Raw genomic sequence first — 20992 nt, forward strand, 5'->3', positions numbered from 1 at the left:
TTGAATTAGATGTATAAGTTATTACAATTTATAATTAATTTAAGAGTGTTCCTGGTATTTTTATGCCTGGAACTCTTTTGTTTAGGATGTATCGTAAGATATAATCCCTATCAAGGTGCTGCATATTTTAGCACCTCTAAAAATATTGTGGGCAATGTATTAGAAGTAGATAAATCCATAACGGAGTATTTTAACTTAACAAAAATAAATGCACAACTCGCACATGATAACGCAGTTTTAAAAAATCAGTTATCTCAAGAAATTCAAAAAAATGCACTTAATCAAGATACTTCTGTTTCTATATTAAAGGTAAAACAATTTGAATATTCTGTTGCTCGTGTAATTAATAACAACACCTTATATTCAAATAATTTTTTTACGCTTGACAAAGGTACAAGGGATGGTCTTGCTGTAGGCATGGGTGTTATTTCACCAAATGGAGTGGCTGGACAAATAAAAGCATGCTCTGAAAATTTTTCAACTGTAATATCTGTATTGAATACGAAATGGTCTATCTCAGCTCGTATAAAAAATACAAAAGCAGATGGTATTGTTCAATGGGATGGCAATGATCGTTCTATCGTGCAGTTTACCAATGTTGGTAGACATCATAAATTAAAAGTTGGTGATACGATTGTAACATCTGGCTACAAAGAAACCTTGTTTCCAGAAGGCTTGTTAATTGGTACTGTAAAAAGTATTGAAGAAGAAGGCGGAGCCTATTGGAATATTGATGTAAAACTAGCTACCGATTATACTGCAATGGATTATGTCTTTGTGATAAAGAATAATTTAAAAGTAGAAAAAGATAGCTTGGAAGCTCCATTCATAAAAGACATTAAATAATGAATGTACTAGATATTGTTAAGCAAGGAATACATGCCTTACTCATTTATTTAATTCAAGTGCTGGTTTTTAGAACCACTACCTTGTGGGATGTTGCAGCATGTTTTATATACACCGGTTTTTTAATTCAAATACCCTTTACGATACCCAAAGTATATACACTTTTAATTACATTTATTTTCACCTTTTGTATAGATATCTTCTTTAATACACCTGGTGTACATACGGCTGCAGCCCTTGTTATGATGTACTTCAGACCAAATATCATTAACTTATTAAGTCCTCAAGGTGGTTATGATTCTGTTGAATCCATAAATATTTTCAGCATGGGCATTCAGTGGCATACCTTGTATGCATTTATCATGATATTTATTCAAACGACCTTAGTTTTTGTAATTGAATCTATTGGATCTTTTAGTTTTGGAAATTCTATTGTTAAAATTTTTACAACTACGCTACTTACATTAGTCGTTGTTATATTATATCAATTTTTATTTTTATACAAACGTAATTCGAGATAAGGGAAGCTATGCAAGAAAGGAAATTTATCGTGCAAGCTATTATGATTGCCATCGGCTTGATTTACGTTATTCGTTTATTCTTTCTTCAAGTACTAGATTCTTCCTATAAAATTGAAGCCGAAATCAATGCGATTGAGAAAGTTGTAGATTATCCCTACAGAGGGTTAATGTATGATCGCAATGGAGATCTTTTGGTTTTTAATACGCCCGTTTTTGACATTACAGTTGTTACAAAAGAATTTAAGCTAGTAGATACTGTTTTATTTTGCTCACGTTTTGGTGTGAGTCCAGATGAATTTAGAAAGCTTATGTTGGATATGAAAAATCCTCGTAAGAATAGAGGGTATAGTCGTAACAAGCCGCAAACACTTTTCAAACAATTATCACTCGAAGACTTTGCGCATGTACAAGATTACATGCAAGATTATCCAGGATTGTATACGCAAGGGCGTACGGTGCGCTCTTACACCTACGCATCAGCAGCAAATGCATTGGGTTATATCGGCGAAATTGGTGCGAAGGCACTAGAGGCACAAACAGGAAATTATTATTCGCAAGGGGATTATATTGGGTTAAGTGGACTTGAATTATTTTATGAAAAAGAACTTCGGGGCAAGCGTGGTGTAAAATATATCATGAAAGATGTGCATGGCGTACTTAAAGGGAAATATAGAGGCGGTGCTTTTGATACAATTTCATCTCCAGGAGAAAATTTGATATCAACCTTAGATATTGATTTACAGCAATACGGAGAGCGGTTGCTTCAAAATAAAATTGGTTGTGTAGTTGCTATAGAACCCAAAACAGGAGAGATCTTATCTTTTATATCTTCACCTTCCTATGATCCAAACATCTTAACAGGACGAAAATTTTCTGAAAATTATGTTACCTTATTTAAGGATCCATATAAACCACTTTTCAACAGACCATTAATGGCGATGTACCCGCCTGGTTCTATTTTTAAACTTGCACAAGCTTTAACTGCTTTACAAGAAGGAGTGATTACAGAACGTACACAATTTCCGTGTGATAAAAGATTAGTAAATTGCCACAACCACCCTTCTCCACAAGATTTACGCGGTGCTATTCAATGGTCTTGCAATCCATATTTTTATATGGTTTTCAAAAAATTAATCAACCAAGATAAAGACCCAAATAAGTTTAAGGATACCGAGATCAATTTTGATGAATGGCGTAAAAACATGTTAAGCATGGGCTTCGGGCAAAAAATGCTTGTGGATTTGCCTAGTTCAAAATCGGGAAACATTCCGAGCAATGCATACTATGACAAAATTTATGGCGATTTGCGTTGGAAATTTTCTACCATTTATTCCTTAAGTATTGGTCAAGGCGAAATAAATGTAGTCCCTATACAAATGGCGAACCTAGCGGCTTTAATAGCAAATAAAGGTTGGTATATCACACCGCACTTTATTAAATCTATTGGCAAAGACGGGCATATTCTAGAAGAATACAAAAATAAACACATCACGTCCATCGAGCCAAAATATTTTGAACCTATTATAGATGGTATGGAACGCGTTGTATTAGGTGGAACGGCTTCTTGGTTAAAAGTGAAGGATATTGATATCTGCGGTAAAACGGGTACTGCAGAAAATCCACATGGTGATGACCACTCTGTTTATATAGCATTTGCACCAAAAAATGACCCAAAAATTGCTATCGCTGTATACGTTGAAAATGCTGGTTTTGGAGCAATGACAGCAGCACCCATTGCACATTTAATGATTGAAAAATATTTAAAGGATACGATAACCAAGAAGCCTTTGGAAAAAATGATTTTGGATAAAAACTTATTACATAAAGTTAAAACAAAATAAGTATGCGTTCAGAAGACAAAATTAACTTTACAAATAACATCGACTGGATAACAGTTGGCTTTTACATCTTGTTCGTATTTTTAGGCTGGCTAAATATTTATGCAGTTGTATACGATCCCGAATCAGTAAATACTATTTTCGATTTTTCAATCAATTCTGGCAAGCAATTGATGTGGATCGGAGGCTCATTTATATTGATCATTATGATTTTGGTGATTGATTATAAATTCTATTTTACATTTTCTTATATCTTTTATATCCTATCCATGCTAATATTACTTCTAACCATTTTTGCTGGTAAAGAAGTAAATGGATCTCATTCCTGGCTAAATTTAGGTTTTGTAAGTGTACAACCAGCAGAGTTTGCGAAGTTTACTACTGCACTTGCTTTAGCGCGCTATTTGGGAGGTATTAATGTTCATATAGAACGACTCGATGTAATGTTTAAAGCAGGTATTATTTTGCTCATTCCTTGCGCTTTGATTCTACTTCAAAATGAAACGGGGGGTATGCTCGTGTTTTCTGCATTTATCTTAATGATGTATCGCGAAGGTTTGCCCGGTACATTATTACTTATTGGAGTTTTTGTTACCCTATTGTTTGTATTAACATTAGCTGTTGGAGTAGATCCAATATTGATTGGATTAACAGCATTGTTTTCATTGTTCATGTTATACTTTATCATTAACAGATTGCGTATGACGCGTAAGCAGCTTACAAATCGGTTATTCATTATACTAGCCATTTATGGCATGAGCATTGGATTTGTTTTTGGGGTAAATAAAATATTCTTTGAAGTATTACAAGAGCACCAACGAAATCGTATCATGGTTTTATTTGATACAGAATTGGATATACGAGATGTGGGCTACCACGTACATCAATCAAAAATTGCAATTGGTTCAGGAGACTTCTTTGGGAAAGGGTTTTTAGAAGGCACCCAAACGAAGTATGATTTTGTGCCAGAACAAAGCACCGATTTTATTTTCTGTACAATTGGCGAAGAGCATGGCTGGTTTGGCAGTACCGTTCTTATAGCCTTATATGTTTTATTTATGCTACGACTTATCTTTTTGGCTGAACGACAAAAAGATGGTTTTGCACGCATTTATGGTTATAGTGTTGCAAGTATCATATTATTTCACTTTATGGTAAATATTGGAATGACTATTGGCTTGTTTCCAGTTATTGGTATACCCTTACCATTCTTTAGTTATGGAGGATCCTCACTTTGGTCCTTTACCATTTTATTATTTGTATTCTTAAAATTGGATTCCCACAGAGGGCAAGTATTAGCTGGTCATTAAAATAGTTTTAGGTATAAAAAAAACCAATGATATCATTGGTTTTTTTTATACCTAAAAGCGGCAAAAGGTGACGATTAAGAAATTAATTCACACACGTTACAGAATTGTAAGGCTTTTAACTTATGAGGAATATTCGAACCCAAATCAATAAAATTTGCGTTCAATAATTTTGAAAAATTCAGCTTGTTCTTCTAAATGGGTATCCCATTTATTTTTTTTGCTGTAAGTACTCATCAATAATGTTTGAGTAGATTCAAAATCGGAGCATCCTTCGATTTGCGATAATGCTTCATTATACTCCGTTACTTTTCCATCAAAAAGAATGTTAATGAATAGAAATTTTAAATTTAATGGAATGGATGATTTGATATCTTCAATTTTACTTTTGCTTAATCGCTCGGCAATTGAATTGCCAGATTGTTGATTTGCCGATTTTAACGTGTCATTTAACGTACGTGTTGGCTTTGAAAATTGCTCATTCAAATTTGCTTCAATTGGTTTAATCGCATTTTCAACAAGGGGGGTATTCTGTGATTCTTGAATGGGATTTTCTTTTTTAGAATCAGGTGCTGATATTTTTATTAACTTCTCTACCGCTGGCTGCTGAGAAGGGGCACCCAGAAGTGTCAATTTTAATAATTGATTGAATTTATCAACGATTGGGTCAGAGTATTGAACAACATGTTGTGTCGGTACAATTGATTTAAATAATTCAACTAAATCTTTAGTTCGAAGTATTTCTCCTGGCAATTGATCAGCCTTTTCAATCCATGTTTGAATACTGTCTTTATGAAGCTTAAAAAACTTTTCCTTATCTATCAAATCTGATTTGGATAGATATTCATTCTTGTTAAATTCTTGTTCAATAAATTCAGACGGACTTAACAAATATGTTAAGGTATCTGTTATGCTTTTTTGAACCAATGGTTTGAAAAATTCTTTTCGAACGCTTATGTGTCTAGATACTTTATTGACAAATGTTTTTAATGCTATTGATACTTCTTCAACATCATAATTAAAGTATGGACTTTTTAACTTATTAATTTCTTCTTTCCAACGATCAAATAAGTTCATTAAAATAAAAAAATTCAATTGTTCAATTTCAGTAAAGTGAACAATCTCTTCTCCTTTGATAAATTCTTTTTTAGAAAAAAAATCGTTGCTTAATTTTTCAGAAAGTGCTACTCCGTAAGATTGTATGGTAGATTTATCTAATTGAAGTTGACTCATAGCTTTCTAATTTTTAATATTTTATCAAAGTTACACTACTACCATCAATAATGAAAAAACTTGACACATTTTGTTCAACAACAGAATTAAATTAAGTATGTATTTTAAAAAAATGGGTATAAATACCATAAACTAATTGTAAATTCGTTGTATATGAAGGCTTAAATTAATTCTTATGCGCTTTTTAGCTTGCTTGTTTCTAGTATTACAATCTTTTTGGGTAGTTGCTCAGACAAATTCAAATGTACAATTGGGTGTGTGGAGAACACATTTGCCTACAAATTCGGCGGCTACGGTATCTATTTTGAATAATAAAATCTATGCAGCAACTACTAAAAGTTGTATAACGGTAGACATTTCTGATAATTATATTGCGCCATTATCTAAAGTAGACGGTTTAACACAAAGTGATATTGAAGTCATTCGTTTTGATGAAGCAACCCAAACTGGTTTAATCGGTTATTCTAACGGAAATATTGATATTCTCAAAAACGGTGCATTATACAATTTTGATGTTATTTTCAGATCGAACGTGGCGGGTTCGAAAAAAATAAATAACATTATTATTTATAAAAATACCGCATTTATATCTACTGATTATGGGGTATCTGTTTTGAATTTAAAAAAGAACGAAGTTATTGAATCGTGGCAAAGTTTGAGACCAGGAGGCTTGCCGAACATCGTGTATGCGGCAACGTTAAATGCACATCAAGACTCGGTATTTCTTGCAACAGAATACGGCCTGATGAGTGCTCCGTATGGTAAGCCAGGAATAAATTTAATGGATTTTACAAATTGGAAAGTTTACACAGATATTTCTACTACAGACGTACAATCTGTAGGCGAAGTGAATGGTCGTGTGTATGCTGGACTTAATAAAACAGGCGTGTTCGTATTAGCAGGAAATACGTGGCAAAACATTGGCTTATCTATTGATACAACATGTTGGAATTTTGTAAAACATCAAAATCAATTATTGGTGTGCGCGCAAACCAAACTCTATTCCATAAAAACACCCTCACAGTACGATGCAATTCCTTTACCTACGGGTATTAAAAATATTCATGATGCAACAATTGATCAATCAGGTAAAATATGGGTAGCAGATACTAAAAATGGATTAACTCAATTAAATGGCGCTGATTATAAAGAAATTTATTTGAATGGCCCACTCACCACGAACACATTCAACTTATATTACTATAAGAATAATATACTTGCCAATTCTGGTGGCTACACGAATAGTTTTTCTAGAAGTTATATTGCAGACGGGATTTATGAATTTCAAAACCAAGATAGTTGGACAAATTATAATCGATACAATAGTAATTTTCCGGAAGGGTTTTCAGATAATATTATTGCAAGTTATAATTCATTTGATGATACGCTCTACATTGGTTCTTATGGGAATGGCATGTTGGGGTTCAAAAAACCAAATACATTTGTAAAAACTGATGCCAATAACAGTCCTCTCAAATCTAATTATGTAACAGGTTTGGATACGGATGCAAATGGAACTCTTTGGATTGCAACTCGATTAACACCTCAATATCAACCAGGTTTATTTGCTAAAACCAAATCCGGAATATGGTCTGCGTATACGATGAATGCGTCTCGTTCGGAGAATAGAAATATTTTACAATTAAAAATTGATTCATTAGGAAATAAATGGATGCGCTACGGAAACAATGGTATGGATTTAGGGCTAATGGTTTATAATGAAAAGACGTATCAAGAACGTTATTTTTCAACAGGCTCTAATGGAGGTAACTTGCCTAGCAACAACATTAACTGTTTAGATATTGATAATAAAGGTGTGGTATGGATTGGTAGTGACCAAGGAATTTCAGCATTTTATGACCCTTCACTCGCGTTTAGTTCATCCTTTGTAGCGCCTATATACAATGGATTTGGTGTATTATTCGATAAAAGTATCACGTGTATTAAAACAGATGGCGGCAATCGTAAATGGGTAGGTACAACAGATGGGCTTTGGCTGTTTAACGATAACTTTACAGAACCAATACTTTTTTTCACGACAGAAAATAGTCCGCTATCCTCAAACAATATTATTTCAATTGAAATTCATGATCTTACAGGGGAAGTTTTCATTGCAACAGAAAACGGAATTATTTCTTACCGTTCAAATGCTACAGCAAGTAATGAGGATTTCAAATCTGCAAAAATATTTCCCAATCCAGTTCGCCCTGGCTACTCAGGACTTCTTACTATTGAAGGATTGAAAGACAATGTCATGGTTAAGGTAACAGATATGCAGGGGAAACTCTTTTATGAAGTACGATCAAATGGAGGTACAGCAACATGGAATTTAAAAAACTATGCAGGGGTGAAAGCTGAAACAGGGATGTATTTGGTGTTTGCTACAACAGAAAAAGGCGAAGAAAAATTTGTTGGAAAAATCGCAATTGTTGAATAATGCTTCATAAATCTAAGGGCATTGTTTTAAATTATATAAAGTATAGCGATACTTCAATAATTGTAAAAATATATACCGAAGCATTTGGCCTGCAATCCTACATTGTAAATAGTGTGCGAAGTAGTAAAGCAAAAAATAAAATTGCTTTGTTTCAGCCACTCACCTTAGTTGATATGGTTGTATATCATAAAAGTAATCATGGGCTACAACGAATTTCTGAAATTAGAACAGCAGAACCCTATTTTTCTATTCCGTTTGATATGCACAAAACCAGTATATCTATGTTTTTATCGGAAGTATTGATTAAAACATTAAAAGAAGAAACCGGTAATCAGGAATTGTTTGATTTTTTATTCCATTCATTTCATGCCTTGGATAAAATTGAAAAAAATGCATTAAACTTTCACGTGTCGTTTATGCTGCGCTATTCTTTTTATTTAGGATTTTACCCTGCAGACTTAAAAAGCCTATGGGAGAATAGTTTATACGTTCCTTCTCAAGAAATTATAACCTATGTAGAGAACTGTATGAAAAATACATATTTTGAATCGTTTAAATCCTCCAATATACATAGAAGAGAGGCCTTGGATATAATCGTTGCTTTTTATAAAAACCAAATTGAATCCTTTGGAGACCTCCATTCTATGGATATCTTAAGAGAAGTATTGGAGTAATACTTATTTTGATAAGGTAATGTTACGTTCTACAACGTTGTATTTACCAGGAATTGCTTGCTCTGTAGAATCAATCAATTCTAATTTAATAGAAGTCTCTCCCAATGGCAAACCTTTTAATACATAACCTCTCCAGTCTGTAATCAGAAAACTTTTTCCGTTTACAGTTGCACGAACTTTATTACCAGTTTCAGATAACGTTGTATTTACTAAGAAGAAATCCAACAATACATTTGCAGTATCTTTTCCTTTGTACTCGCCTTTTGGTCTGCTGTAAAACATCATTGGCTTTGTTAAATCAATTTTTTCAGCAGGAGCTTTTCCTACCGTAAATTGTCTTAGATCTGATGCACCAAAGTGCTTGATACTTTCATGATACGAACGAGAAAGAAAGGATAAGGCAACATAGTTTCCGTCTTCTAGTTTTTCTTTAAAATTCGTTTCATATTTTGCTAAATAAGGTGCATTATTTAATATTAAATGAATGTGTTGTCCTTTGTCTGAATTGGAACAGTTTATCGCGCAAGAGCCTTCTGTTGTAGGTTTTGCTAATTGATAGTTTTTGATTTCATATGCAAATGATACTTCATTTGATTTTGAAACGCTTCCTTCTGCCGGACTATTTAATTCTAAAATAGCATCTGCAAATTCGGGCGAGTCATTTAATGGAACAAGCTCTAATGTTCTTCCTAAAGCAGTAGAGTCATTTATAATTACATCAGAAGAATCAATGTCGTTTTGCGGTGCTTCTTTTGGTTTTGTATCACAGCTTGCAAGCAGTGCAACAATGCTTAGGGATAGGATGATTTTTTTCATATATATGTTAGATTTTATTTATACTAATTTGAATGGGTAGTTGAATCATTTTATCGTAGGATTTTAATTTCCTATTTAAAGGCCACCGGTCATATAGCAGCAATTCAATGGGCTTCCACATACTTACCCAACCAAATATGTACATGGATTCCTTCACAATAAATTCGAAATAATTTATGTGATCTTTTACTTTTTCGATGATGAAATTGAGACTCAATGCAGCAATCATGATGGGTATGCCTTTACTCAATGCATCCAACGATTGTGTCTTCATGATTCTTAAATCGTTGTTGAGTTCTATAGTATGAATTTTATAAAACTCGTTTAGTTTTTCTTGAATAGCGCTTTTTTGTAGGTTTGTTAACGAGGGTGGAATATGGATGAGGATGCGAAATTCTTTTTTGTTACCATGCGCACTTATGGTGGATATGATTGTATCAATCCAATCTTCTACTTTATCATCGTCCAAATCATAATGAGGCCCGATAGAATCGCGAATACATTTTTCCGTGATAAATAAATCGATATCAATCATAAGTGAAACGGTGCTAGTTTAAAAAGTGCGTTTCACTAAGGTATAAAAAAAATAGAACTACTCGGCAATCTTTCGTACTAAATACGCATCTATCACTAAACGATGTTTGCGACGGCCATTATAGTATTCCGTGCGCAGCACCATAACTTCTTTATTTAATTTCTTTACATATACACCATGTCTAGACATAATATCGGGGCATGGACCGTCACAAACGAGTTCGCGTTCGTTATAGGTTAATTTAAGGACATTTTTAGCAGTAAAAACCCAAGTACCTTCGGTATTATTTGGACAACTATAATTATTGCCTTCCATAAAACACATGGAAACATGTTGTGTTTGATACGTGTGATTTACTTTAAATTCAATATGACCTGCTGTATAATACGTCGTATCCATACCCTTACCGTGCGTATAAATATGGTATGATTGCAATTTCCAAGTTCCATAAATAAAAGTAGAATCTGCAGCTTGAGTAAAGACTGAAAATAATGCAATAAAAATGCTTGTTAAAATAAATTTCATAGCTCAATACTTTTTAATAGTAAACTGAAATAAAGTTACGAAGGTTATGAATACGAATAGAATTATAACAGAAAAACATATCAACGATTTTGGTTCAATTCCTTGAATTTATGCATAATAGCAAAAAAATAAGCCCTAGAGGATGCTAGGACTTATTTTTTATTTTTTAATATTCTGTATAAATTGATTGATATCATCCTCTAAATTAGAACTTGCTGAGAGCATTCGGACAAAAGCCGAACCTATAATAGCCCCGTTAGCATATGCACACGCATCTGTAAAGGTTTTTTTATCCTTAATATTAAAACCAATCATACGTGGACTTTTCAAACCAAAACTTTTAATTCGGTTGAAATAGGCTTCGTGGTTATCTTCTGTTTTCTTCGCATCATTACCTGTTGTGCTATTTGTAGATACCATATAGATAAAGCCTTGAGTAATATTATCGATTACATGAAGCCGTTCATCAGAAGTATTTGGTGTAATCAAGGATACGTTTGATATATTATTCGATTCACAAATCACTTGGTAATGTTCGATGTATTCGTCAAGTGGTAAATCTGGAATTATAACGCCATCAATACCAATTTCGCTTATTTCTTTCATAAACGTTTCAACACCATATTGCATCACGGTATTGAAATATCCCATCAATAATATTGGGATGGTCACTTCTTTACGAACATCCTTTAATTGCTCTAACAATTTTTTAATTGTCATGCCAGCGTTAATAGAGTCTAAGCTGCTTTGTTGAATGATCGGTCCATCGGCAACTGGGTCTGAATAGGGCATTCCAATTTCTACCATGTCTACACCAGCCTTTTCTAAGGCTTTAAGAACGGTTACTGTGTCTTCAATTTTTGGGTAACCAGCAGTAAAATATATATTTAAGATGTTGTTGCTTTTCTTTTGAAACAACTCTGTTATTCTATTTTTAATTTTTGTAGTTGTTTCCATATTATTTTGTACTTAAGTATTCTTCTTTTCTTGTTATGTACGTCATTAAATCTTTATCACCGCGACCAGATAAATTCACTACAACAACATCTGATTTTTTAAATTTTCTATGTTCCAATACAGCTAGTGCATGGGCAGATTCTAATGCAGGAATGATCCCTTCTGTACGTGCTAACATAAATGCTGCCTCAAAGGCATCTTTATCTGTAATGCTCATGAAGGTTGCACGCCCTGTTTCAAATAAATTTGCATGCATGGGCCCAATGCCTGGATAATCCAAACCTGCAGAAATGGAATGCGGTTCTACTACTTGGCCATCTTCTGTTTGCATCAATAAGGTTTTACTACCATGTAATACCCCTGGTTTTCCTAAAGCTGTAGTTGCTGCCGAATAACCAGAGTATACGCCTTCGCCAGCCGCTTCAGCAGCAATCAATTCAACATCTGGTTGATCTAAGAAATGATAGAATGCTCCTGCAGCATTGCTGCCTCCACCTACGCAAGCAATTACATGTGTAGGATTTGGGTTGCCTAATTTCTCGGTTAACTGATCTATAATTTCTTCGCTGATTACTGCTTGCAAACGCGCAACCATATCTGGATAGGGATGTGGTCCAACTACAGAACCAATAATATAAAACGTATCCACAGGATTGTTAATCCAATCGCGCAATGCTTCGTTGGTTGCATCTTTCAAGGTTTTACTACCTGTCATAGAAGGGATTACTTCGGCACCCAACATGCGCATGCGCTCCACGTTTGGTTTTTGTCTTTCCATATCTATTGCGCCCATGTGCACTACGCAAGGCATGCCCATAAGTGCACATGCTGTAGCAGTAGCAACACCGTGTTGACCTGCACCTGTTTCTGCAATAATACGGGTTTTGCCCATACGCTTTGCAATCAATATCTGACCAATGGTATTGTTGATTTTATGTGCTCCGGTGTGACACAAATCTTCACGTTTTAAATAAACGTTTGTGTTGTATTTTTCAGACAAGCGTTTTGCGAAATACAAAGGGGTAGGGCGACCTACATAATTTTTAAGTAGATCTTTGTATTCTGCTTGAAAAGATTCATCGTAGATTATTTTTAAATAATTTTCACGAAGTTCTTCTACGTTTGGGTAAAGCATTTCAGGAATGAATGCACCTCCGTAATTTCCGTAGTATCCTTTTTTATCGACGTTGTAATTCATTTTTTTTATGCTTAAAGCTGAAGGCTTAAGGCCTAAAGCGAGTGATTTATATTTTTATAATATTATTGCTAGTATATGCTGCGCCATCGCTTATTTATGAATTCAGATCGGGTAGCTATACGATGAAATATGAAATAATGCATAACGTTTTATTTTTTAATTGAAAGAAATTGATTTCCGTTCTTCTGAAATTCGTAATCCACTTCTTTAATTTCTACCGTATATATTTTGTTGAAGTGATCGATAATGGCATCTAATACTTCCGATTTCTCCGCATTTAAATTTAACAGTGGAAATATTCGAACCTCATTGCAAAGACGCAACATTTCAGTAATCGATTGAATATGGAAATCTAAACCCAATTTAGAATAGAGTATTAGAAAATGTGAACTCAATCCCAACTCAAAAGAATTGTCAGCATATTCAATAGGTATAGGCATTTCATGATATAAATATCTATTTTCAGCTTTTCCAGTATCAAAGTCTTTGATAAATTCTTGCATTGCTTTAATTCGAATACGCTCTAATTCATCTGGATTTTTAATTGTGTGCCAAATAAATTTTTCTGCATTCTGACGCACCTGAGTCATTACTTCTTTGCGTGTTTCCTCAATCCGATGTTGAAGCTGTGCTTTCGAGAATCCATAAATGGGGTCTACAGATAATACTCGATTCCCATTTTGATGCATTTCGCTATTGAAACTTGCAGGACCGTCACCAATACTAAGAATATTTTTTTTAAGATCGTCTTCTGTTAACTGAAAGAATGCACAATATTCATTCAATGTCCTTCCCCAAGGCACAACGCTTTTTAATTCAAATGTAGATTTAAGAATGGTATCCATGAGGAACTGTTGCTATTGCTTCTTTAAACTTTTTAATTCTATCTACATCCTTCAATCCTGGCTCCAATTCAAACCGACTGTTCACATCGAGTGCGTATATAGAAACAGTTTTCAAGTCATTAAGTTCAGTCAGAATAGATTCATCTACACCTCCACTTAAAAACAAGGGAATCTCATTATCGTATTCTTGTAGGATCTCCCAATTGAAACGCATCCCACTACCACCGTACTCAGGAGTTTTTGTATCGAATAGAAAATAATCGGCTACTTTTTTATAGGGTTCTAAGATCGACCAATCCATTGTTTCCCCTACATGAAATACTTTGATAACTTCTAATCCTGCATTTTTACAAGCCAAGCAAAATTCGGGTGTTTCATGTCCATGTAATTGAACGGCTTTAAATCCGTATGCAGCACAGATGCGCAATACTTCTTCCAAGGATTCATTTACAAATACACCTGTTTTAAGTATAGAAGGAGATAGCGCTTTTACAAATTCTGGAGTAAGCGTTTCGCCACAATATCTTTTTGAAGGTTTGTAGAAAATAAAGCCCATATAATCTGGCAACAGTGCTGCCACTGCGCGTACATTATCTGGATACTTCATGCCACAAACTTTCAGTTTCATAATTTTAATTGGTTGATTCAGTTTTCAAACCTATAAGGTTTTGTACAATCAATATTTGCTTTTAACGATACTACAGTAGTTAATCTAAGAAGCAACTCTTTCCACTATAAAAACCTTATAGGTTTCGTAGAATGGTTCCTCAAACCATGGTCGGTGACTGACAGACCATTTTCTTACTTCGCTTCCGCCACTAATTTTTTTAAAGCCGCACCTGGGTCATTTGTTTTCATAAAGGATTCACCAATTAAGAAACCAGTATACCCATGCTTTCTTAATTCAACAATTGTTTTTGGGTCGTCAATGCCACTTTCTGACACTTTAATATACCGATCGGGAATATGTTTTGCAACATCAATCGAAGTTTGTATGCTTACTTCAAAAGTTTTTAAGTTTCGGTTGTTTACCCCTATAACATCAACCGTATCAATTAAATTTCCTTCTAATTCTTCGGCATTGTGCACCTCAAGTAACACTTCTAAATCTAGTTTGTGTGCATATTCCGACAATTCTTTTATACGTTTCGGAGTCAAACACGCAGAAATTAATAAGATAACATCTGCTCCCATAGCACGCGCTTCTTCAATTTGGTATTCGTCTACCATAAAGTCTTTGCGTAAAATCGGAATTTGAATCAAGGCACGTGCTTGCAATAAATCTTCCGTTGTTCCGCCAAAAAATTTGGTATCCGTCAAAACCGAACATGCGCTAGCGCCTGCTGCTTGATATCCCGTTACAACTTGTTTCAAATCAACATTTGCGTTAATTACACCTTTAGAAGGAGATTGACGCTTATGTTCTGCAATTACACCGCTTAAAGCAGGATTACTTAAATACTTTTTAAATGAAAGCGTTGGTCGAGTATATAATGGAGATGCACGAAGATCTTCAACCGAAACAGTTGCTTTTCGATCGGCAATTTCAATCCACTTATGTTCAATTATTTTATCGAGAATATTCATGTTCAATTTTATTAATCAATGAATCAAGTGCTTTTCTAAACAACTGAAAATTGCCGTGCTTGTGTCTTTTTGACCAAACACTCACTACTTTCCAACGTTAGAACTGTCATTTTAAATCTTAACTCAACGACACTCTTTTTATAAACTTACTTAACAACTTTTTTAAAACAGTCGTATGCCTTGCCGCTTTCTAAGGATTCACGAGCTGTAGCAATGGCATCTAATAAAGAAATATCTGGTTTTGCTAACGCAATTGCCACACCTGCATTTGCCAACACAACTTCTTTTTGAGCGCGCGTGCCTTTATTTTCCAAAACTTCGATGAAAATTTTGGCAGCGTCTTCTACTGTTTTACCACCAGATAACTCTTCTGCTTTCCATATATTCAAACCCATATCATCTGGTTGAATAACTCGATCCATGTGATTGGATATTATTTTTACGCCACCTGTTAACGATATTTCATCGTATCCATCAAGTGCATGTATGATTGTAAACTTGCTATGTAAACTTTGATGAATGTAACCATACAAACGGGCCAAATCTAAATTGAACGTGCCGAGCATATGATAGGTTGGCATGGCTGGGTTTACAAGCGGTCCAAGCATGTTGTAAATGGTACGTATTCCTATTTCTTTACGAACAGGCGCAACATTTTTCAACGCAGGGTGAAACAGTGGTGCGTGTAACATACAGAAGTTTGTTTCTTCTATTTGTTTGCGTAACGCCCCTTTGTCATTGGTAAATGTATATCCCAAATATTCAACGACATTGGAAGAACCACAACTGGATGAAACAGCATAATTACCATGCTTGGCAACTTTGATACCCGCACCCGCTACTACAAAACACGATAAGGTGGAAATATTGAACGTATCTTTTCCATCGCCACCGGTTCCAACAATATCTATAGGGTTGTATTCCGATAAATTCGCATCCAAACACATATCCAATAATGCTTCTCTAAATCCTTGAAGTTCAGCAACGGTGATACTGCGCATCATATATACAGAAATGAATACTGCAACTTGAGCTGGGTTGATGGTCCCGTTTCCGATTGCCAACATTGCATTTTTAGCCTCGTCTTTTGTTAAACGATAATGACTGGTAAGCTTCTGTAATAATTCTTTCATAAAATATATCAATCAAATTGATCTTGTATGTACTCTGTTCATTCTGGCGCCTACAGTGTGGTCTGTAACACACAGATCACCATTATTGCGTTTATTATTTCACAGTCTTTGACTACATTTTTATTAAACGATATGCAGTCAAAGACTGCTGAATGCAAGACACCAGTGACGCTTCGCTTAACACTGGCGCCAGGAAAGTTTTATCTATTTCAGTCTGTGTGTCACTAACTGAGGTGCAAATCCCTTCCGTTTGGAATTTGTTTTTTGTTATTTGGAATTTGTCCCCTTGGACTCGAGCCAGTTCTGCATCATTTTTTCTCCAAATTCTGTTAAGATAGATTCTGGGTGAAACTGAACACCTACGATGTCCAATGTTTTATGTCTCAATGCCATAATTTGTCCTTGTTCATCTACAGCAGTTACCAGTAAACTTTCAGGGAAATTTTTCTGATCCACAACCCAAGAATGATATCTACCTGTTGTTATTTCATCGGGTATGCCTTCAAATAGAATACCTTTATCCAAGATTTTTGTTTTTGTTGCTACGCCGTGGTACACTTTCTCAAGATTTGTTAGCGTGCCGCCAAAAGATTCGCCAATGGCTTGCAATCCTAAGCATACACCAAAAATACTTTTCTTGCCCGCAAATGTTTTTATAACATTTAATAAGATACCTGCTTCGGAAGGAATACCCGGTCCTGGAGATAATAGTATTTTATCAAAACGTTCTATTTCTTTAAGGGTAATTTTATCGTTGCGATGTACTTCCACATTTTTATAACCTAATGCTTTAATTATATGCACTAAATTATACGTGAAGGAATCGTAATTATCTAAAACCAATATGGATATATCTTTCATAGTTGTATCTGCAAAATTAAATTTCTTCTGCCATTTGAATGGCTTTTTTAAGTGCGGCTAATTTATTGTTTACTTCTTCCAACTCGCTATTGATGTCAGATAAATCAACAACACCTGCACCTGCTTGATAGAATAAAATATTGTCTTTACTCATAATGGTTCGAATCATGATAGCATGATTGAATTCTCCGTTAAAACCAATGAAGCCAATTGCACCCCCATAATACCCACGATTGCCGTGTTCGTTGCGGTCAATGATTTGCATTGCATTGTGCTTCGGTGCTCCAGACAATGTACCTGCAGGGAATGTATCACCGACAATGTTCATAAAGGCATCTTTATTATCCATTTTGCCCGTTACTTTGGAAACCAAATGGATAACGTGTGAATAGTATTGAACTTCTTTTAATGTTTCTACTTGTACATCGTGGCAATGGCGACTTAAATCATTACGAGCCAAATCAACCAACATAATGTGTTCTGAATTTTCTTTTGGATCATTCAATAACTGCATGGCTAAGTCGTAATCTTTTACATCATCGCCTGTTCTGCGAAATGTTCCTGCAATTGGATAAATTGTTGCTTTATCGTCTTTTACAACAATTTGCGCTTCAGGCGAAGATCCGAACAAACGGAAACTGCCGTAATCAAAATAAAATAAATACGGAGATGGATTTATAGAACGTAAACTTCTATACACGTTAAAATCATCACCTATATATTGTCTGGAGAATCTTCTGGATAGTACAATTTGAAAAACATCTCCACGTCTGCAATGTTCTTTCCCTTTTTGCAGAACTTTTAAAAATTCTTCATCTGTAAAATTAGACTCTTCGCGATCTGCTAATCTAAATTCATACGAAGCAAAATTGCGACTATTTAAATACGCTTCAATTTGAGCAATGGAGCTGCCATCTGTATATTCCGTTCCTTCAGGATAGTTTTCAATAATGGTTAATTCATTATTAAAGTGATTAAAAACAAGGATGAAGCGGTAAATGTGATATTGTAAATCTGGAATTTTTCGATATTCTGTTTCGAACGTTTTAATTTTAATATCTTCAAAATAGCGTACTGCATCGTAAGAAGTATATCCAAAAATTCCACTACTAGTAAAGGGGAACTTCTTATCATCAACCTTAAAGCGTTTAACAAATTTGGTTATTTGCTCGGCAACATTTACTTCTTCAATATCTGTATCCTTAGTTGTGCCGTCTGGATAGTATTCAGAAAAATAGCCTTTATCAATTTTAATTCCGGCGATTGGATTGCAACAGATATAGGAATAGATATCTTGATTGCCATGATAATCCGAACTTTCAAGTAACATGGTCTGCGGAAACTTATCGCGAAGTTTCAGGTACATACTTACAGGTGTAGTGGTATCGGCAAGTATTTTTTTATAAGTAAGCTTTAATGTATAAGTTTTCATAAATGTATTTCTAAAGGGCGTATAAAAGAAAAAGAGGCTTGCCGTGAACAGCAAGCCTCTTTTTTGATATATTTTCAAACAGGACACAGCAGCATGTTCACGAACCGATTAGTTCACGCACCACCACCATTGTTTTGTTCCTGTCATTGTCTTCATGGTTACAAAGATATGGGGGAATTTTCAATTTCCAAACGCAGATACCAATAATTTTTAATAAGGCTGCCAAAGAGCTTATGTTTGCCGTGTTTATATCTTTTCGACCAACCACTTGCTAAAAGACACAAAGGCAAACCGCATAGGTATATTTTGCTGGACCCAAATTCAACCCCGAACCACTTATAACTCCATTTTTTAAATATGTATGAAAACATTCTTCTCAATTTTAACAATACGCATTATGCTTAGTATATTTGCAATTCAATTTTATAATATCATTTATGCAAACAACCAATAGTATGTATGCTTTTCAAGGAGTTTCCTTGATAGAATTGGCAACCGAATATGGAACGCCTTTATATGTTTATGATAGTGAAAAAATTCTTTCCCAGTATAAACGTTTGCATAATGCTTTTTCTGGCGTAGATGTTCGTATTAAATATGCTGCAAAGGCATTAACCAATCAAACGATTTTAAAATTATTGAAAGGTGCTGGTGCAGGAGTTGATGTTGTTTCAATTCAAGAATTGGAATTGGCATTGAAAGCGGGGTTCGTTGCATCGGATATTATGTTTACACCTAACTGCGTTGATTTTTCAGAAATCGAACAAGCAGTTACATTAGGCGTTCAGATAAATATTGATAACCTGCCATTCTTAATGGAGTTTGGAAAAAAATATGGAAGTAGCGTTCCGTGTTGCGTTCGCATCAATCCGCATATAGATGCAGGTGGAAATATTAAAATCATGACAGGGCACAAAGGTTCTAAATTTGGAATCTCCATTGAACAAGTGAATCAGATTTATGAAATTGTAGACGAATATGCAATTGTTGTAAATGGCGTGCATGTGCACAGTGGTTCTGATTTTAAAAATGCAGAAGCCTTTGTACGCGCCGCAGAAGTAGTTTATTCTGTAGCAATGCAATTTGACACATTAACATTTTTAGACTTCGGTAGTGGCTTTAAAGTTTCATACAAAGAAGGAGATCATGTGACCGATATCGAAGAGCTGGGAAAAAAAATGAGCGAATCATTTAATGCCTTTTGTTTGAACTATGGCAAGAAATTAGATATATGGTTTGAGCCAGGTAAGTTTTTAGTAAGTGAATCTGGAATGTTGTTGGTAAGTTGTACCGTTATAAAAGAAACACCAGCGTGTAATTTCATTGGTGTAAACTCTGGTTTAAATCATTTGATCCGGCCGATGATGTATGGCTCACATCACGATATTGTAAACGTGAGTAATCCAGATGGCGATAAACATATGTATACCGTAGTTGGCTATATATGCGAGACTGATACGTTTGGTTCGGATTTATTTATTGAAGAAACGAAAGTAGGAGATATCATAGGTTTGAAAAATGCGGGTGCCTATGGTTTCAGTATGAGTTCAAATTATAATTCTAGATTTAGACCTGCAGAAGTTATTGTTCATAAAGGCAAACATCATTTGATTCGCAAACGCGAAACGATGGAAGATTTACTAAAAAATCAGATCGAAATCGATTTATAAAAAAAAAGTTTAAAATATTTTAAAATTTTTAAAAATATTTTTTAGCTTGTTTTGACATCAAAAATTTAAGGTCCTGTAAAAGCTTTTTTTATAGGACCTTTTTTTATAATTCATACAATGCTTATGAGTAAAGGGGTATAGAAGTTTTTTGTTTTTTCTTATGAATGTTTTTTAGAAAAAAAAAACTTCTAACAACTATAACCTTTTAAGTTATCCACCGTTAAAGAAGTGGGAAACGTAGTTGGTTGGTTGTTTGGTATTTGGAAGTTTAAAAAAATTTATATAGTATTGAATTAACTTTTAGTCGAGTATTTTTTATATAGGATTTATTTTATTACAAAAAAGGAGGATTACATCATGGCAAAAGCAAAAGCTCCCGCTAAGAAATCAGTTGCGAAAAAAGTAGCAGCTAAAAAACCAGTAGCTAAAAAAGCAGCGGTAAAAAAAGTAGCAGCTAAAAAAGTAGCAGCTAAAAAACCAGCAGCTAAAAAAGTAGCTAAAAAAGCAGCAGCTAAAAAGCCTGCAGCTAAAAAAGTAGCTAAAAAAGCAGCAGCTAAAAAGCCTGCAGCTAAAAAAG

The 20992-nt window shown here is 34.5% G+C and carries 20 protein-coding genes; 8 read left to right on the forward strand and 12 right to left on the reverse strand.

Features of this window, described 5'->3' with window-relative positions:
• The first annotated feature begins 9 nt into the window (after positions 1 to 9).
• The 4 genes from mreC to rodA are packed head-to-tail and all read left to right on the forward strand — an operon-like array spanning position 10 to position 4515.
• Positions 10 to 846: a rod shape-determining protein MreC gene (gene mreC, locus Q0543_RS14795; protein ID WP_299254781.1), complete on the forward strand. Its 837-nt coding sequence runs from the start codon at positions 10 to 12 to the stop codon at positions 844 to 846.
• Entirely contained in the window at positions 846 to 1367 is a 522-nt protein-coding gene (locus tag Q0543_RS14800) for a hypothetical protein (RefSeq protein ID WP_299254784.1), read from the forward strand. The genes mreC and Q0543_RS14800 overlap by 1 nt, the downstream gene beginning before the upstream one ends.
• Positions 1368 to 1375: 8 nt before the next feature.
• On the forward strand, positions 1376 to 3208 hold the full coding sequence (locus Q0543_RS14805; RefSeq protein ID WP_299254785.1) for a penicillin-binding transpeptidase domain-containing protein: 1833 nt from the start codon (positions 1376 to 1378) through the stop codon (positions 3206 to 3208).
• Between the two features lie 2 nt (positions 3209 to 3210).
• A complete protein-coding gene (gene rodA / locus Q0543_RS14810) occupies positions 3211 to 4515 on the forward strand; it encodes a rod shape-determining protein RodA (protein WP_299254787.1) in 1305 nt (434 codons plus the stop codon).
• Positions 4516 to 4659: 144 nt separating this feature from the next.
• Here the strand turns inward: rodA and Q0543_RS14815 are convergent, their stop codons facing one another.
• Positions 4660 to 5745 carry a hypothetical protein gene (locus Q0543_RS14815; RefSeq protein ID WP_299254788.1) on the reverse strand — a complete coding sequence of 362 codons (1086 nt, stop codon included), beginning with the start codon at positions 5743 to 5745 and terminating at the stop codon, positions 4660 to 4662.
• A gap of 175 nt (positions 5746 to 5920) precedes the next feature.
• Between Q0543_RS14815 and Q0543_RS14820 the strand changes: the two genes are divergently transcribed.
• Together Q0543_RS14820 and recO are read left to right on the forward strand one after the other, a co-directional pair.
• On the forward strand, positions 5921 to 8182 hold the full coding sequence (locus Q0543_RS14820; RefSeq protein WP_299254789.1) for a two-component regulator propeller domain-containing protein: 2262 nt from the start codon (positions 5921 to 5923) through the stop codon (positions 8180 to 8182).
• Entirely contained in the window at positions 8182 to 8856 is a 675-nt protein-coding gene (recO, locus tag Q0543_RS14825) for a DNA repair protein RecO (RefSeq protein ID WP_299254790.1), read from the forward strand. The genes Q0543_RS14820 and recO overlap by 1 nt, the downstream gene beginning before the upstream one ends.
• Before the next feature lie 3 nt (positions 8857 to 8859).
• Here the strand turns inward: recO and Q0543_RS14830 are convergent, their stop codons facing one another.
• The 11 genes from Q0543_RS14830 to Q0543_RS14880 all read right to left on the reverse strand — a co-directional run bounded on the left by Q0543_RS14830 (position 8860) and on the right by Q0543_RS14880 (position 18745).
• Complete coding sequence (locus Q0543_RS14830) at positions 8860 to 9672, reverse strand: hypothetical protein (protein ID WP_299254791.1); 813 nt, start codon at positions 9670 to 9672, stop codon at positions 8860 to 8862.
• A gap of 7 nt (positions 9673 to 9679) precedes the next feature.
• Positions 9680 to 10207: a hypothetical protein gene (locus tag Q0543_RS14835; RefSeq protein WP_299254793.1), complete on the reverse strand. Its 528-nt coding sequence runs from the start codon at positions 10205 to 10207 to the stop codon at positions 9680 to 9682.
• Between the two features lie 57 nt (positions 10208 to 10264).
• Positions 10265 to 10732, reverse strand: a complete 468-nt coding sequence (locus tag Q0543_RS14840) for a hypothetical protein (RefSeq protein ID WP_299254795.1) — start codon at positions 10730 to 10732, stop codon at positions 10265 to 10267.
• 159 nt (positions 10733 to 10891) lie between these two features.
• The gene (gene trpA, locus Q0543_RS14845) at positions 10892 to 11689 is read right to left on the reverse strand and encodes a tryptophan synthase subunit alpha (RefSeq protein WP_299254797.1); all 798 of its coding nucleotides are present in this window, start codon (positions 11687 to 11689) and stop codon (positions 10892 to 10894) included.
• Position 11690: 1 nt separating this feature from the next.
• Entirely contained in the window at positions 11691 to 12887 is a 1197-nt protein-coding gene (gene trpB, locus Q0543_RS14850) for a tryptophan synthase subunit beta (RefSeq protein ID WP_299254799.1), read from the reverse strand.
• Positions 12888 to 13036: 149 nt separating this feature from the next.
• Complete coding sequence (locus tag Q0543_RS14855; protein WP_299254801.1) at positions 13037 to 13732, reverse strand: SAM-dependent methyltransferase; 696 nt, start codon at positions 13730 to 13732, stop codon at positions 13037 to 13039.
• On the reverse strand, positions 13716 to 14360 hold the full coding sequence (locus tag Q0543_RS14860) for a phosphoribosylanthranilate isomerase (RefSeq protein WP_299254803.1): 645 nt from the start codon (positions 14358 to 14360) through the stop codon (positions 13716 to 13718). Before Q0543_RS14860 ends, Q0543_RS14855 begins: the two co-directional genes overlap by 17 nt.
• Positions 14361 to 14533: 173 nt before the next feature.
• The gene (trpC, locus tag Q0543_RS14865; RefSeq protein ID WP_299254805.1) at positions 14534 to 15319 is read right to left on the reverse strand and encodes an indole-3-glycerol phosphate synthase TrpC; all 786 of its coding nucleotides are present in this window, start codon (positions 15317 to 15319) and stop codon (positions 14534 to 14536) included.
• 146 nt (positions 15320 to 15465) lie between these two features.
• A complete protein-coding gene (trpD, locus tag Q0543_RS14870) occupies positions 15466 to 16452 on the reverse strand; it encodes an anthranilate phosphoribosyltransferase (protein WP_299254807.1) in 987 nt (328 codons plus the stop codon).
• A gap of 267 nt (positions 16453 to 16719) precedes the next feature.
• On the reverse strand, positions 16720 to 17313 hold the full coding sequence (locus tag Q0543_RS14875) for an aminodeoxychorismate/anthranilate synthase component II (RefSeq protein ID WP_299254810.1): 594 nt from the start codon (positions 17311 to 17313) through the stop codon (positions 16720 to 16722).
• A gap of 16 nt (positions 17314 to 17329) precedes the next feature.
• Complete coding sequence (locus tag Q0543_RS14880) at positions 17330 to 18745, reverse strand: anthranilate synthase component I family protein (RefSeq protein ID WP_299254813.1); 1416 nt, start codon at positions 18743 to 18745, stop codon at positions 17330 to 17332.
• Positions 18746 to 19182: 437 nt separating this feature from the next.
• On the opposite strand from Q0543_RS14880, the gene lysA reads away from it, so the two are divergent.
• Positions 19183 to 20415: a diaminopimelate decarboxylase gene (lysA, locus tag Q0543_RS14885; RefSeq protein ID WP_299254816.1), complete on the forward strand. Its 1233-nt coding sequence runs from the start codon at positions 19183 to 19185 to the stop codon at positions 20413 to 20415.
• A 357-nt stretch (positions 20416 to 20772) separates the two neighbouring features.
• On the forward strand, positions 20773 to 20992 hold a 220-nt coding region (locus tag Q0543_RS14890; RefSeq protein WP_299254821.1), incomplete at its 3' end, for a hypothetical protein.

This window comes from uncultured Cytophaga sp. (assembly GCF_937863595.1).
Lineage (GTDB): Bacteria > Bacteroidota > Bacteroidia > Cytophagales > Cytophagaceae > Cytophaga.

Excerpts from the sequence above, each read along its gene's own strand:
- Q0543_RS14830 (WP_299254791.1), bottom strand. The coding sequence starts at position 9,672 with ATGAAAAAAATCATCCTATCCCTAAGCATTGTTGCACTGCTTGCAAGC.
- trpA (WP_299254797.1), bottom strand. The coding sequence starts at position 11,689 with ATGGAAACAACTACAAAAATTAAAAATAGAATAACAGAGTTGTTTCAA.
- Q0543_RS14835 (WP_299254793.1), bottom strand. The coding sequence starts at position 10,207 with ATGATTGATATCGATTTATTTATCACGGAAAAATGTATTCGCGATTCT.
- Q0543_RS14805 (WP_299254785.1), top strand. The coding sequence starts at position 1,376 with ATGCAAGAAAGGAAATTTATCGTGCAAGCTATTATGATTGCCATCGGC.
- Q0543_RS14820 (WP_299254789.1), top strand. The coding sequence starts at position 5,921 with ATGCGCTTTTTAGCTTGCTTGTTTCTAGTATTACAATCTTTTTGGGTA.
- Q0543_RS14800 (WP_299254784.1), top strand. The coding sequence starts at position 846 with ATGAATGTACTAGATATTGTTAAGCAAGGAATACATGCCTTACTCATT.
- Q0543_RS14875 (WP_299254810.1), bottom strand. The coding sequence starts at position 17,313 with ATGAAAGATATATCCATATTGGTTTTAGATAATTACGATTCCTTCACG.
- Q0543_RS14855 (WP_299254801.1), bottom strand. The coding sequence starts at position 13,732 with ATGGATACCATTCTTAAATCTACATTTGAATTAAAAAGCGTTGTGCCT.
- mreC (WP_299254781.1), top strand. The coding sequence starts at position 10 with ATGTATAAGTTATTACAATTTATAATTAATTTAAGAGTGTTCCTGGTA.
- Q0543_RS14880 (WP_299254813.1), bottom strand. The coding sequence starts at position 18,745 with ATGAAAACTTATACATTAAAGCTTACTTATAAAAAAATACTTGCCGAT.
- trpD (WP_299254807.1), bottom strand. The coding sequence starts at position 16,452 with ATGAAAGAATTATTACAGAAGCTTACCAGTCATTATCGTTTAACAAAA.
- lysA (WP_299254816.1), top strand. The coding sequence starts at position 19,183 with ATGCAAACAACCAATAGTATGTATGCTTTTCAAGGAGTTTCCTTGATA.
- trpC (WP_299254805.1), bottom strand. The coding sequence starts at position 15,319 with ATGAATATTCTCGATAAAATAATTGAACATAAGTGGATTGAAATTGCC.
- Q0543_RS14860 (WP_299254803.1), bottom strand. The coding sequence starts at position 14,360 with ATGAAACTGAAAGTTTGTGGCATGAAGTATCCAGATAATGTACGCGCA.
- rodA (WP_299254787.1), top strand. The coding sequence starts at position 3,211 with ATGCGTTCAGAAGACAAAATTAACTTTACAAATAACATCGACTGGATA.
- recO (WP_299254790.1), top strand. The coding sequence starts at position 8,182 with ATGCTTCATAAATCTAAGGGCATTGTTTTAAATTATATAAAGTATAGC.
- Q0543_RS14815 (WP_299254788.1), bottom strand. The coding sequence starts at position 5,745 with ATGAGTCAACTTCAATTAGATAAATCTACCATACAATCTTACGGAGTA.
- trpB (WP_299254799.1), bottom strand. The coding sequence starts at position 12,887 with ATGAATTACAACGTCGATAAAAAAGGATACTACGGAAATTACGGAGGT.
- Q0543_RS14840 (WP_299254795.1), bottom strand. The coding sequence starts at position 10,732 with ATGAAATTTATTTTAACAAGCATTTTTATTGCATTATTTTCAGTCTTT.